Raw genomic sequence first — 12,517 nt, 5'->3', positions numbered from 1 at the left:
CCATCGAACGCCGGCCGAAGGCCTGCGTCCGGGTCTGAAAATGATGGATGTCAGACGCTCGGCGGGGGCGCGCGCAGGGGCGGCCGCAATCGCAGCAGCCGCAGTTCGGCGGGCTCTGTCCGCAACGGGACCGGCGGCGACGCATCGATGCGAAGCGGCTCGTTCCATAATTCGACATGGTGGGCGAGACCCTGGGCGCCCAATCCCGCGAACGCGCAGTCACCGCCTGACGAGCTCGTGAAGGGTTCGTCGTCGGCGGGGTCCACCGCGTGGCCCATGGCTGCATGAGCCTGCCGGTGTCCCTCGCCCTGGCCTTGCGCGACCATGCGCGCCAGCGGGTTGGTTTCGGGGCAGGCCGATACCTCGAACAGATGCGTCGAGGACGGGGCGATCATGTATCCGCGCGGAACGAGCACGCTGGCGACGAGCGCGGCCAGCATGACCGCCAGGATCGCGGGGGTCCTCATGGAAACGGATCTCAACGCGGAAAGCATGTCGCTCGGCGCCTAGATCACGGGCGGGGGTTTGTCACCCGGCGCGCAAATCAAGGCTGCCTCGGCGTCGATCGCGTCTCGGAAACGAAACGGTAGGAGGCGTGGCAGGTGTTGCAGGTTCGAAGTGCTTCCAGTCGCTCGGCCCTGTAACCTTCGAGATCGCCGTCGGACAGGTGCCGCTCCATCGCCGCGAAGGATTTTCTCGTCCCGCCGCTCATCGCCTGGAACGTGTCTGGCAGCCGGTCTCTAAAGCCTTGCGGCGGCTGCTCCTTTCCCGGCCCGTGGGCTCCGGCGAGGCGGGCCATCGCGCCGGTGTTCCCCTCCAGCTCGGCAGCCTCCAGATCCTCGATCGCCTCCAGAAAGCCGCGCATCTGTGCGAGCGCGAATTGCATCTGTTCGTCATTGAGGGGGATCGCTTCGCGCGGATCATTCGAGGCTTGCTGCGGCTCGGGATCGGGCGATGCCCCGTCCGCACGCTCGCCGGACCCCCAGGCAATATAGGCGAGGAGGACGATCGCGACCGCCAGCAGCAGGACGAGGATGTCGGAATGTGTCTTGCTCATCGGCTTCTTCTGGTTCCGGTCCGCGATACCTCACCATCGGACCTGCCCGCGCGGAAGGGGCGATGCCACCTTATGACGTGCGCTCCGCTTGAGAAAGCCCGATATTCGCAAGACCGATCGAGCGGCGCGCATCCGTCCTCCGTCAGGACGCCGGGGCGTCGTGGTCGGGAGTTCGCCGGGAATCTCGGGGGAGCGATGCGAAGCGTCTTGCCAGGAACCGCCTCAGGCCCTAGGGATGAAATGTTATCTTGTTACATTCGGAGAGGTCGCCATGAGACGCCCCGGCCCTGTCCTGATCGCTGCCACGATGCTCTGGTCCGTTCCGGCAAACGCCCAGCAGGGCACCGGAAGCCTCCCGGAACCGCCGCAAGCGGGACAGGGCCGCGAGGATGGCGGGGAAACCGGCAGCGACCCCGCCATCTTCGCGGAACCCATCATCGTGACCGGCACGGCGCGCAGGGCAGTCCCGCTGACCACGCCGAGCGATGTCGACGTCATCGACGGGGCCGACAAGGACCGTATCGCATCGGCCGGGCTCGGAGCCTTCGCCAGGAGATTTGCCGGGGTCGATTCGCTTTCCACCGGGGATCAGGTCGGCAATGTCGTCATCCGCGGCCTGTCGGGAAATCGCGTTCGCGTGCTTTCGGACGAACTGAGCCTCGATTTCCAGCAATATGGCATTCGCCATCCGGCAAACATCGATCCCTTCATCGCCGAACGGATCGAAGTGGTCCGCGGCTCTTCGAGCATTCTCTACGGGTCCGACGCGATCGGCGGTGCGGTAAACGTGATCCCGAAGCGCCCGCCTGCGGTCGGTCGAGGCGAAAGCCATCTGGGCGGGCGCGCAACCTTCGGTTACCAGAGCGGCTTTCGCCAGACGACCGCCGCACTGACGATGGAAGCCGCGGATGGCCCGCTTGGCGCGGTCGGCACGCTCGTCCTGCGCGATTCGGGAGGCCTCGTGGTGCCCGAGGTGCCGAACGCTCTCGAAACCGACAATCCGCGCGATCCGCTGGTCACGGGGGAAGTGCCCTTTACCGATTATGTCCAGCAGAACTGGGATGTCAGTGTCGGCTACGACACCGCCGGCGGACCGATCATCCTGCGCTGGGAAGCGTATCGCAGCGATCAGAACTATGTCCTGCCCGATCCGCCCGCGCCCGGTTCCGGCGATCCGCTGCGGCCGGGTGGGCTTGGCCAGGATCTCGAAAACGATATCGTGCGCCTGTTCGGGGAATTCGATCTCGATCCCGATCTCGTTCTCGTTCCCAGCCTGTCCTATGTCCGCAACCTGCGTATCGCGGGCGCCGGCGGCGCCGACCCGGTGCCCCGCAGCCAGCTTCCCGAAGGCGCGGATATCGATATCCTGCGCGAAAACATCACCGCGCGCATCGACCTGAAGCACGGGTCCGGGTTCGCCGGGCTCGACGGTCGCATCGGCGCCGAGGCCGTCTTCATCGATCAGGAAAGCTTCGGGCCGACCGCGCTGACGCCGGGCGGGACCATCAACCGGCTCGCCCTGTTCGCGCTCGAGGAAGCGCGTTTCGGCCGGTTCATCGTCAATTTCGGTGGCCGCATCGATTACATCCGGACCGAAGCCGATCCGGAAAGGACCGCGCAGCCCGACTTCTTCGCCAATGTCTCGCCCGAGCTGCTCGAACAGGAATACACCATCGTCACCGGTTCGCTCGGGGCGGTCTACCGGGTGAGCGACACCTTCTCGCTGACCGGCAACCTGTCGCGCGGGTTTCGCGCGCCGACCATTTTCGAGCTGTTCGTGAACGGGGTGCATGGCGGCGTCGCCGCGGTGCAGCGCGGCGATCCCACGCTCGAGGCCGAAACCTCTCTCAGCTCGGACGTTTCGCTGCGCTACGACGATGGACGGACCCGGTTCAAGATTACAGGATACATCAACGACATCGATAACTTCATCTTCCTCGCCGATACCGGAGAGACCAATCCGGGCGGGCTTTCCATCTTCCAGGTCGATCAGCAGAACGCCGCGCTGCAAGGCTTCGACGTGGAAGCAAGTCACCGGATGACCGACTGGGCCGAACTGCGCGGCGTGGTGGAATATGTCGATGGAGAGCTAGACGACGGCAAGCGGGTTCCTCTTCTGCCGCCGCTCAAGTTCCGGGCCGAACTGGAGTTGACGCAGGACAGGCTCGGCCCTGCGCGCGATGCCTTCTTCACGGTCGGGGTGGATTATGCCGCCGCGCAGGACGCCACGAGCATCATCGAGCCGTTCATCCAGTTCGACACGCCTCCGCCGCCGTTCGGGACCGCTTCGACCGACAGCTATGCCCTCGTCGATCTTCAGGCGGGCGCACGGTTCGGGAACATCGACGTCACCCTCGGGGTCGAGAACCTGCTGGATGAAGTCTACCGCGACTTTCTCGATACCTACAAGATCATCACGCTGGGCGTGGGGCGCAATGTGACCGTCTCGCTCAGCACCCGCTTTTGAGCCCGGCCGAAATCGGGCGGTCGGCGAGACGTCCGAAGCGTATGGCCCCGCAAGGATTGCGTTTGAACCCGGCGCGTTCCCCGCTAGGGGCTCGCGCCATGACCCGCGACGAACTCCAGCGCCTGCTCGACAACCGGACCAAGCCGGTCGGATCGCTCGGACGGCTCGAAACGCTCGCGGTCGCGGCGCGCTCGGCATTGGGGGAGCGGATCGCGGGCGAGGTGCCGGGCGCCAGCCTCACGATCTTCGCCGCCGACCACGGGATCGCTGCCGAGGGCGTCTCGTCCTTCCCGCAGGAGGTGACCGGGCAGATGGTCCGCAACTTCCTTGCAGGCGGCGCGGCCGCGAACGTGATCGCGGGGGCTCTCGGCATCCCGGTTTTCGTGGCCGATTGCGGCATCGCCGAACCGCTTTCCGATGCGCCGGGCCTGATCGACATGCGGCTCGGGCCGGGCACGGCCAACAGTCTTCACGGCCCCGCGATGAGCGGCGCGGCCGCGCAGGAGGCCGTCGCGCAAGGGCGCGACCACGGCCGGCGGCTCCGGGGCGAGATCGCCTGTTTCGGGGAAATGGGGATCGCCAACACCTCCGCCGCCACGCTGGTGGCGCACAAGCTTTCGGGCCTTCCCGTCGCGCGGCTCGTGGGGCGGGGCACGGGGCTTGGCGATGCGGCGCTGGCGCACAAGCGGGCCGTGCTCGAACGCGCGGCGGCGCGCACCGGGGTGCTCGCCCCGATGGAGGCGCTGGCCGAAGTCGGCGGGTTCGAGATCGGGACCATGGCCGGCGCGATGATCGGGGCGGCCGAGGCGGGCAGGCTCGTGATCGTCGACGGGTTCATCGCGGCCAGTGCGGCGGCGCTGGCCCGCGCACTGGTTCCGGAATGCGAGGGGCGCATGGTCTTCGCCCATCGCTCCGCCGAGGCCGGGCACGACGCGCTGCTCGACTGGCTCGGGGCCGAACCCCTGCTCGATCTCGGCCTGCGGCTGGGCGAGGGCACGGGCGCGCTGCTTGCGGTGCCGCTGGTGCGGGCGGCGCTGGCGCTGTTCGACATGGCGAGCTTCGGCGAGGCGGGCGTGGCGCACCGCACGGACGAATGCTGAGCCGCCCGCTTCGCAGTCTTGCCGCGGCCTGGATCTTCCTCACCCGCATCCCGCTCCCCGCGATGGCGCTCGAGGAGGAGGATTTTGCCGCCGCCCCCGCCTTCTATCCGCTGGTGGGCCTCCTCGTCGGCGCGATCGGGGCGGCCGCCCTTGCGGCGGGCCATGCCTTGGCCTCGCCCGTCATCGCCGCGCTGCTGGCGCTTGCGGCAACCCTGCTGGCGACCGGGGCATTCCACGAGGACGGGCTCGCCGACCTGTTCGACGGGCTGGGCGCGGCGACGCGCGAGCGGATGATGGAGGTGATGCGGGACAGCCGGCTGGGCACCTTCGGGGCCGCGGCGCTCGGCGTGGCATTGGCGCTGAAGGTTGCCGCGCTCGCCGAACTGCCGCCGGCGCTGGCGCTCGCGGCCCTGCCGCTCGCGCATGGCGTTTCGCGGCTCTCGGCGGTGCTGGTGATCGCGACCTCCTCCTATGTCCGGGCCGCGGGCCTGGCCAAGCCGGTCGCGCAGGGGATCGGCCGGGGCGCGCTTGCCGCCGCGATCGCGACCGGGCTCGGCGCGCTCGGGCTGTTCGGCCTCGTCGCGGGCGGCGGAGCGGTGCTGGCGGCGGTGGCGGGCTGCGTCGTCGGCCACGTCGCGATACGGCTGCTGTTCGAACGCCGGCTGGGCGGCTACACCGGCGACTGCCTCGGCGCGGTGCAGCAGGCGAGCGAACTCGGCGTCTATCTCGCGCTCGTCGCATGGCTCTGATCCTGCTGCGCCATTTCGAGCCGCAGGTGGACCCGGGCGTCTGCTACGGCCGTTCGGATGTCGCGGCGCGCGCGGCGACTGCCGCGGACCTGTCCCGCCTCCTCGCGGCCTTGCCCCGCGGCATCGCCCGGGTCGAGAGCAGCCCGCTGATCCGGTGCCGCGCGCTGGCCGAGGCTCTCGCCGACCGGCTCGGCCTGCCGCTCGCCTTCGACGAACGCCTCGCCGAGATCGATTTCGGGCGTTGGGAAATGAGATGCTGGGACGACATTCCCAGGGCGGAGATCGACGCCTGGGCCGCCGATGTCACCGGCGCGCGCCCCCATGGCGGCGAAAGCGTCGCCGACATGATCGAGCGGGTGCGCGGCTTCCTCGCCGAGCGGTCGGGCGGCACGGAATCCGTGCTCGCGGTCACCCATCTCGGCGTCGTGCGCTGCGTGCGCGCGATCCTCGGACAGGAGGGCGCGTTCGTGCACCGGCTCGGTCACGGCGCGTTCGAGCAGGTGGATCTCGCGGGCCTCGCCTGACCTGCGCCTGCCCGGAAAAGGCGGCGGCAGAAGGGCCGGCGCGAGCTGCTTGACAGGCGCGCGCGTCCAAAGCAAAGAACAGCCCAGACGGTGCTGCGGGTGCGAAAGCGCCCGGAGCTAAGAGGGAAGCCGGTGCGCCCCCAAGGGCAAGGCCGGCGCTGTGCCCGCAACTGTAAGCCGGGAGTCCCGAAGCACCAATGTCACTGGCAAGGCCTTCGGGCGGCGCCGGGAAGACGCTTCGAGGGCGGTGATCGGCGAGCCAGGAGACCTGCCGTCGCGTCGTTCGTCCGGGGCCGGGACCAGCCCAGCGGGACAGGAAAAGCTTTTTTCCGAAGTAACGACAGCGAGGCCGGTTTCGGCGTCGGCGCTTCCATGTGCCATGGGGTGTCGGCGGGCCAGTTGTCCGTTCCGCGCGGGGCTCCGGACCCCTCTCGCGGTGTGGCTTTGGAAACGCTCATGAACATCACTGTCCGGCTCTGTGCAGCCGTCTCCGCGCTCGCCCTGCTGCCTGCCCCGGGCCTTGCCCAGCAAGCGCTCGATCGGCAGGGCGGGGAGGATCCCGGGGACGAGGAGATCATCGTCACCGCCAACCGCAGCGCCCGCGCGAAATCGCAGGTCGGCGAATCCGTGACCGTCATCGGCGAGGAGGAGATCGTCACCCGCCAGCCGAGCGAGGTGCTCGACATCCTTCGCACCGTGCCCGGCGTGACCTTCAACCGCAATGGCGGGATCGGCACGGTCGCCGGCGTTTCGATCCGCGGCGCGCAGGCCGACCAGACCGTGGTGCTGGTCGACGGGATCAAGCTGAACGACCCGGCCTCGACCGGCGGGGGGTTCGATTTCGGCGCGCTGCTGGTGGGCAATATCAGCCGGGTCGAAGTCGTGCGCGGGTCGCAATCGGTGCTTTACGGCAGCCAGGCGATCGGCGGCGTCGTCAACCTCCTCACCCGCGAACCGAGCGAGGAGATCGAAACCTTCGCGCGGGCCGAATACGGCGCGCGCGACACGGCGGAACTGGTCGGCAATGTCTCGGGCCGCTTCGGCCCGGTCGCGGCGAGCGTCGGGGCGACCTGGTTCAGGACGGACGGCATTTCCGCCTTCAGCGAGGCGCGCGGCGGGACCGAGCGAGACGGGTTCGAAAGCCTCGGCGTGAACGGCAAGCTCGACATCGCGATCACCGACACGGTTTCGCTCGACCTGCGTGCCTTCTACGCCGATGCCGAGACCGGAGTGGACGGTTTTCCCGCGCCCGCCTTCGCCCTCGCCGACACGGACGAGCTTTCGCTGCGGCAGGATTTCGTCGGCTATGCCGGGATCAACGCGGCGTTCCTCGACGGGCGCTTCCGCAACCGGCTCGGCTTCGCCTACACCGATATCGACCGGCGCAATCTCGACCTTTCCGGCGGGAACGAGACCGAGACCTTCGACGCCAATGGCCGGAACCGCCGCTTCGAATACCAGGGCGTGTTCGATGCGACCGGTTTCGCGAACCTCGTCTTCGGGGCGGAGCGGGAGGAGTCGGAGCTGCGCAGCTCGAGCCGCGGCGCGCCCGCGACGCGCGCGGATGTCTGGATCAATTCGGTCTACGGACAGGTCAACCTGACCCCGCTCGATGGGCTCTCGCTGACCGGCGGCGTGCGCTACGACGACCACGAGACCTTCGGCGAGGCGACGACGTTCCAGGCGAGCGGCGCCTACTCGCCGAACGCAGGCAGCACCGTGGTGCGCGCGAGTTACGGCGAGGGTTTCAAGGCGCCCTCGCTGTTCCAGCTGTTCAGCGATTTCGGCAATCCGGGCCTCGATGCCGAGGAATCGGAAGCCTGGGACGCCGGGATCACGCAGGCCTTCCTCGACGGGCGGGCCGAGATCGGCGTCACCTATTTCGAGCGCGAGGCGACCAACGAGATCGTCTTCGTCGGCTGTTTCGAAAATCCGCTGCCGCCGTGCCAGGTGCCCACGCCGCCGTTCGGCACCTACGACAACATCGCGCGCGCGCGCGCCGACGGCTGGGAATTCGGCCTCGCCCTGCGCCCGGTCGACGGGTTCGATGTCGCGGTGAACTATTCGATCATCGATGCCTTCGACGAGACCACGGGCAATCGCCTGCCGCGCCGGGCGGAGGAGACTGTCAGCCTCGTGGCCGATTACCGCATGGAGAACGGCCTCGGCATCGGCACGACGATCTTCGTCGCGGGGGACAGTTTCGACAATGCCGCGAACACGACGCGGCTCGATGGCTATGTCGTCGCCGACCTCAGGGTAAGCTATGGCATCACCGAAAGCCTCGAATTGTTCGGACGGATCGAGAACGTGACCGACGAGCAGTACGAGACGATCTTCCTCTACGGCCAGCCGGGCCGCGGCGTGTTCGGCGGCGTGCGGTACCGGATGTGATCGAACGACGATGCGGATGATCCTCGCGGCGCTGGCTTTTCTCGCGCTCGCCGCCTGCGCGCGGGCGCCCGAACGCGTCGGCGAAGCGCCGCGGCGGATCGTCAGCCTCGATTACTGTGCCGACCAGTATGTCCTGCGCTTCGCCAGGCGGGAGGAGATCCTCGCCCTGTCGCCCCATGCGCGCGATCGCTATTCCTACTTGCGCGATCAGGCGAGGGGCCTGCCGCGGATCCGCCCGCGCACCGCAGACGTGCTCGCGCTGCGCCCGACCCACGTGGTGCGGTCCTATGGCGGCGGCCCGAACGTGTCGGGTTTCATGGAGCGTGCCGGGATCGAGGTGGTGCAGCTCGGCTTTCCCGGCACCATTGCCGACGTGCGCGCGGAAGTGCTGCGCGTCGGGGGCGCGCTCGGCGGGCGCGAGGCTGCGCGCGGCGTCGCCGGGCAGATGGACCGGCGGCTGGCCGCGCTCGCGCGGGAAAGCAGGGAAAGGCCCGCGACGCTCTACATGACTCCAGCGGGCGTGACGGCGGGCGAAGGGACGCTGGTTCATGAACTGCTGCGCGCCGCCGGGCTCGCCAATTTCCAGGAGCGCGGCGGCTGGAATCCGATCCCGCTCGAACGGCTCGCCTACGAACGGCCCGATCTCGTCGCCGCCGCGGCCTTTTTCGGAAGCGGGAGCGAACAGGTCGATCGCTGGAGCGCAGCGCGCCATCCCGTCGCGCAGGCGCAGCTCACCGAACTGCCGGTGGTGCCGCTCGAGGGAGCGTGGACTTCGTGCGGCGGCTGGTTCCTGCTCGACGCGATCGAGGCTCTGGCGCGGGCCGGACGGGCGAAGGGGCCGGCGGGCGAGGCGGGCGAGGCGGCGAGGGGCGAATGACGCGCGTCCTCTTCCTCCTTGGCGCGGCCCTGGCGCTGGCCCTGCTCGCCTCGCTCCTGCTCGGTTCGGTGGCGCTGCCGCTGCCACGGGTGCTGGCGGCGCTCGCCGGGAGCGGGAGCGAAGGGGACGGCCTTGTCGTGTGGCAGATCCGCCTGCCGCGCGCGCTCGCCGCGGCGCTGGTCGGAGCGGCGCTCGGCATGAGCGGGGCGGCGCTGCAGGGGCTGCTGCGCAATCCGCTGGCCGAGCCGGGCATTCTCGGCGTTTCGGCGAGCGCGGCGCTGTTTGCGACCTTCGTGCTCTATTTCGGCCTCGCCGCCACGGGCCCGCTGGTCCTGCCGCTTGCCGCGGTGGCGGGGGCGCTGGTCGCGACCGGGCTGGTGGCCTTCGCCGCGCTGCGGACCCGGTCGGTGGTGACGCTGATCCTGATCGGGGTCGGCCTGTCCAGTTTCGCGGCGGCGCTGATGGCGCTGATGATGAACCTTGCGCCCAATCCGTTCAGCCTTGCCGACATGGTCAACTGGACGCTCGGCACGGTCGCCAATCGCAGCCTCGAAGACCTCGCCTTCGCCGCGCCGTTCCTGTTCGCCGGCATGGCGATCCTGCTGGCCGGCCGCAGCGGGCTTGCCGTGCTTGCGCTGGGCGAGGAGACAGCCGAGGGGCTCGGGCTCGACCTCGGGCGCCAGCGCCTGGGCGTGATCATCGGCGCGGGGCTGGCGACCGGGGCGGCGGTGGCGCTGGCGGGCGCGATCGGCTTCGTCGGGATCGTCGCGCCGCATCTGGTGCGGCCCTTCCTGCGCTACGATCCGGCGCGGCTGCTGTTGCCTTCCGCCCTGCTCGGCGCGCTGCTGCTGGTGCTGGCGGATGTCGGTGTAAGGCTGGTGCCGACCGACAGCGAATTGAAGCTCGGCGTGCTCGCCTCGCTGATTGGCGCGCCGGTCTTCGTCTGGATCGCCGCGCGCAGGAGGCTCGCATGATCGCGCTCGAAGCCCGCGCGCTGACCTATCGCGCCGCGGGCCGGTCGCTGGTGGAGGAGGCGAGTTTCGCGCTCGAACCGGGCACGCTCACCGTGCTGATCGGCCCGAACGGGGCGGGCAAGACGACGCTCCTGCGCCTCGCGCTCGGCCTGCTGGCGGCGGACAGCGGCGAGGCGCTGATCGGCGACGGGGCGGCCCGCGCCCTTTCCCCGCGCGAGCGGGCGCGCCGCGCGGCCTATCTCCCCCAGGCGCGTCCGCTCGTCTGGCCGCAGCCGGTGCGCGACATCGTCGCCCTTGGCCGCTACGCCCATGGCGGCACGCCGGAGCGTCTTTCCCCGGCCGATGCCGCGGCGGTGGACCGTGCGATCGCCGCCTGCGGGCTTCAGGGCTTCGAGGAGCGCGCCGCCGACACGCTTTCGGGCGGGGAGATGTCGCGCGTCCATCTCGCCCGTGCGCTCGCCGCCGAAGCGCCGGTGCTGGTCGCCGACGAGCCCGTGGCCGCGCTCGATCCGCGCTTCCAGCACGAGGTGCTGGGCATCTTCGTCGCCGCCGCGCGGCGCGGGACGGCGGTGCTGACCGTGATCCACGACCTCGCGCTCGCCGCGCGCTATGCCGACCGGCTGTTGTGGATGAAGGTGGGGCGCCTGGTCGCCGACGGCGCGCCCGCCGCGACGCTTGCGCCCAAGCGCCTCGCCGAGGTGTTCGGGATCGAGGCGGCAGTGTCGGACGGCGCCGGGGGCCGCCCCGAGGTGCGGATCATCGGGCCGTCGCGAAGCTAGCGCGCTCGCCGCGGCGCCGGCGGGGCGACTGTGCCCTGTTACTCGAGCCGGGCGAGCCGTGTCCGCGCGGCGGCGCTCGCCGCGTCCCGTTCCGCGTCCGTCATCGCCTGCCAGCCCGCGATCTCGTCGAGGGTCCGCCCGCAGCCGACGCACAGGCCGCCGTCCTGCGACAGGCGGCAGATCTTTCGACAGGGCGAGGGAACGGGATCGACCATGCAGGGCAGGCTTTCGAAGGAGCGGACGCAGAAGGTCTAGCCTGCCCGCCCCGGTCCGATCAATGCGATCTTTGGGCCGCGCACCGCGGCCCCTCCGCCGAGCGAGAACCGCCGCACGCAAAGGGCGCTGACCCGTCGTTCACGGCGCGGGTACCTTTTGCGGGTGCGAGAAATCTCCGTCTGCCAACTTGATTTAATTACTGTGGGCAATACAGCACGTCGGCTCTGAAGAAGGGCAGCAGGGGAACGAATGTCCGGACCGGCACAGCAGGTTGCGGCCAGCAGGGTCGCGGCGAATCCGCCGAAAGCGGATTATTCCCTGTCGGGCGGCCTGCTTTCCCGTCTCGCCTCGCTCGGGGTTTCCCTCGCCTTCACCTCCTATCAGAGCGGCTTTCTCTACATGCTCGGCCGCGGCCCCGCCGGCGGGGCGCAACTGCACCAGTCCGAGATGCCCAAGCCAATGGGGCTCGCGCTCGACGGGCCGGACCGGCTCGTGCTTTCCTCGCGGATCAACCAGCTCTACGACGCCTGTTTCATGCCGCGCACGCAGCACGTCACGGGCCAGCTCGACGCGCATGACGTCGGCGTGACGGGCGAAGGCGAGATCATCTTCGTCAACACGCGCTTCAACTGCCTTGCGACGCTTTCGACTCGCCATTCGTTCAAGCCGGTCTGGAAACCCGATTTCATCAGCGAGATCGTGGACGAGGATCGCTGCCACCTCAACGGGCTCGCGATGCGCGATGGCAGGCCCGCATTCGTCACCGCGGTGTCCCGCTCCAACACGATCGACGGCTGGCGCGACCGCCGCGCGGACGGCGGGGTCGTGATCGAGGTCGAAAGCGGGAAGGTGGTGTGCGAAGGGCTCTCGATGCCGCATTCGCCGCGCTGGCACGAAGGCAGGCTCTACGTGCTCAATGCCGGCACCGGCGAATTCGGCGAAGTGGTTCTGCCCGGGAAGGGTGCGAAGGGCGCGAAGGGCGCAAAGGACACGAAGGGCGCTGCCGCGACGGGGACGTTCAGGCCGATCGCCTTCTGCCCCGGTTTCCTGCGCGGGCTCGCCTTCAAGGGGAATTACGCCTTCGTCGGGCTGTCGCGGCCGCGCTACCAGCGGTTCGAGGGGCTCGAACTCGACCAACGGCTCAAGTCCGCGGACAGCGAGGCCTGGTGCGGGGTGCAGGTGATCGACCTTGCCAAGGGCAGTTGCGTCGACTGGTTCAGGATCGATGGCGATATCGGCGAGCTCTACGATGTCGAGCTGGTCGAGGGTTTCGCCTGTCCGATGACGGTTTCTCCCAATTCCCCCGATGCGGCGACGCTGATCACGGTGGAACCGGAAGCGTAATGCGCCGGCTGCGCCCGATGGGGCGAGCGGCGATTT

Annotated in this window: 12 protein-coding genes and 1 riboswitch; of the genes, 9 read left to right on the top strand and 3 right to left on the bottom strand. The window is 69.4% G+C overall.

What is annotated here, in order from left to right; all coding sequences use genetic code 11:
* Positions 1 to 50 precede the first annotated feature (50 nt).
* Positions 51 to 467 (bottom strand): hypothetical protein, encoded by a 417-nt coding sequence (locus BLU08_RS08930; protein WP_157674495.1) that lies wholly within the window; start codon positions 465 to 467, stop codon positions 51 to 53.
* A 77-nt stretch (positions 468 to 544) separates the two neighbouring features.
* A complete protein-coding gene (locus BLU08_RS08920) occupies positions 545 to 1,057 on the bottom strand; it encodes a hypothetical protein (protein ID WP_090198438.1) in 513 nt (170 codons plus the stop codon).
* A 271-nt stretch (positions 1,058 to 1,328) separates the two neighbouring features.
* Between BLU08_RS08920 and BLU08_RS08915 the strand changes: the two genes are divergently transcribed.
* From BLU08_RS08915 to BLU08_RS08880, 8 genes are all read left to right on the top strand, one after another.
* Positions 1,329 to 3,524: a TonB-dependent receptor gene (locus BLU08_RS08915; RefSeq protein ID WP_172801008.1), complete on the top strand. Its 2,196-nt coding sequence runs from the start codon at positions 1,329 to 1,331 to the stop codon at positions 3,522 to 3,524.
* Between the two features lie 98 nt (positions 3,525 to 3,622).
* Entirely contained in the window at positions 3,623 to 4,624 is a 1,002-nt protein-coding gene (cobT, locus tag BLU08_RS08910) for a nicotinate-nucleotide--dimethylbenzimidazole phosphoribosyltransferase (protein WP_090198432.1), read from the top strand.
* Entirely contained in the window at positions 4,618 to 5,373 is a 756-nt protein-coding gene (gene cobS / locus BLU08_RS08905) for an adenosylcobinamide-GDP ribazoletransferase (protein WP_090198430.1), read from the top strand. Before cobT ends, cobS begins: the two co-directional genes overlap by 7 nt.
* On the top strand, positions 5,364 to 5,897 hold the full coding sequence (locus BLU08_RS08900) for a histidine phosphatase family protein (protein WP_090198427.1): 534 nt from the start codon (positions 5,364 to 5,366) through the stop codon (positions 5,895 to 5,897). Before cobS ends, BLU08_RS08900 begins: the two co-directional genes overlap by 10 nt.
* 71 nt (positions 5,898 to 5,968) lie before the next feature.
* A riboswitch (cobalamin riboswitch) is annotated at positions 5,969 to 6,188 on the top strand.
* A 165-nt stretch (positions 6,189 to 6,353) separates the two neighbouring features.
* Positions 6,354 to 8,291 (top strand): TonB-dependent siderophore receptor, encoded by a 1,938-nt coding sequence (locus BLU08_RS08895; RefSeq protein ID WP_090198425.1) that lies wholly within the window; start codon positions 6,354 to 6,356, stop codon positions 8,289 to 8,291.
* Positions 8,292 to 8,301: 10 nt separating this feature from the next.
* A complete protein-coding gene (locus BLU08_RS08890; RefSeq protein ID WP_090198422.1) occupies positions 8,302 to 9,168 on the top strand; it encodes an ABC transporter substrate-binding protein in 867 nt (288 codons plus the stop codon).
* A complete protein-coding gene (locus tag BLU08_RS08885; protein ID WP_090198419.1) occupies positions 9,165 to 10,142 on the top strand; it encodes an iron ABC transporter permease in 978 nt (325 codons plus the stop codon). The genes BLU08_RS08890 and BLU08_RS08885 overlap by 4 nt, the downstream gene beginning before the upstream one ends.
* The gene (locus BLU08_RS08880) at positions 10,139 to 10,921 is read left to right on the top strand and encodes an ABC transporter ATP-binding protein (RefSeq protein ID WP_090198415.1); all 783 of its coding nucleotides are present in this window, start codon (positions 10,139 to 10,141) and stop codon (positions 10,919 to 10,921) included. The genes BLU08_RS08885 and BLU08_RS08880 overlap by 4 nt, the downstream gene beginning before the upstream one ends.
* 38 nt (positions 10,922 to 10,959) lie before the next feature.
* Here BLU08_RS08880 and BLU08_RS08875 read toward each other — a convergent pair whose 3' ends face one another.
* Complete coding sequence (locus tag BLU08_RS08875) at positions 10,960 to 11,136, bottom strand: DUF1289 domain-containing protein (RefSeq protein ID WP_090198411.1); 177 nt, start codon at positions 11,134 to 11,136, stop codon at positions 10,960 to 10,962.
* 250 nt (positions 11,137 to 11,386) lie between these two features.
* Between BLU08_RS08875 and BLU08_RS08870 the strand changes: the two genes are divergently transcribed.
* Positions 11,387 to 12,481: a TIGR03032 family protein gene (locus BLU08_RS08870; RefSeq protein WP_090198408.1), complete on the top strand. Its 1,095-nt coding sequence runs from the start codon at positions 11,387 to 11,389 to the stop codon at positions 12,479 to 12,481.
* The last annotated feature ends 36 nt before the right edge of the window (positions 12,482 to 12,517 follow it).

Origin of the sequence: Erythrobacter sp. HL-111 (assembly GCF_900105095.1) — a bacterium.
Lineage (GTDB): Bacteria > Pseudomonadota > Alphaproteobacteria > Sphingomonadales > Sphingomonadaceae > Erythrobacter.
Note: the sequence above shows the minus strand (reverse complement) of the source record. Positions and strands in the feature narration are given on the sequence as shown.

Bases quoted from the DNA above. Each gene is read 5' to 3' on its own strand.
- BLU08_RS08895 (WP_090198425.1), top strand. From the start codon at position 6,354: ATGAACATCACTGTCCGGCTCTGTGCAGCCGTCTCCGCGCTCGCCCTG.
- cobT (WP_090198432.1), top strand. From the start codon at position 3,623: ATGACCCGCGACGAACTCCAGCGCCTGCTCGACAACCGGACCAAGCCG.
- BLU08_RS08900 (WP_090198427.1), top strand. From the start codon at position 5,364: ATGGCTCTGATCCTGCTGCGCCATTTCGAGCCGCAGGTGGACCCGGGC.
- BLU08_RS08920 (WP_090198438.1), bottom strand. From the start codon at position 1,057: ATGAGCAAGACACATTCCGACATCCTCGTCCTGCTGCTGGCGGTCGCG.
- cobS (WP_090198430.1), top strand. From the start codon at position 4,618: ATGCTGAGCCGCCCGCTTCGCAGTCTTGCCGCGGCCTGGATCTTCCTC.
- BLU08_RS08915 (WP_172801008.1), top strand. From the start codon at position 1,329: ATGAGACGCCCCGGCCCTGTCCTGATCGCTGCCACGATGCTCTGGTCC.
- BLU08_RS08870 (WP_090198408.1), top strand. From the start codon at position 11,387: ATGTCCGGACCGGCACAGCAGGTTGCGGCCAGCAGGGTCGCGGCGAAT.
- BLU08_RS08875 (WP_090198411.1), bottom strand. From the start codon at position 11,136: ATGGTCGATCCCGTTCCCTCGCCCTGTCGAAAGATCTGCCGCCTGTCG.
- BLU08_RS08880 (WP_090198415.1), top strand. From the start codon at position 10,139: ATGATCGCGCTCGAAGCCCGCGCGCTGACCTATCGCGCCGCGGGCCGG.
- BLU08_RS08885 (WP_090198419.1), top strand. From the start codon at position 9,165: ATGACGCGCGTCCTCTTCCTCCTTGGCGCGGCCCTGGCGCTGGCCCTG.
- BLU08_RS08890 (WP_090198422.1), top strand. From the start codon at position 8,302: ATGCGGATGATCCTCGCGGCGCTGGCTTTTCTCGCGCTCGCCGCCTGC.
- BLU08_RS08930 (WP_157674495.1), bottom strand. From the start codon at position 467: ATGAGGACCCCCGCGATCCTGGCGGTCATGCTGGCCGCGCTCGTCGCC.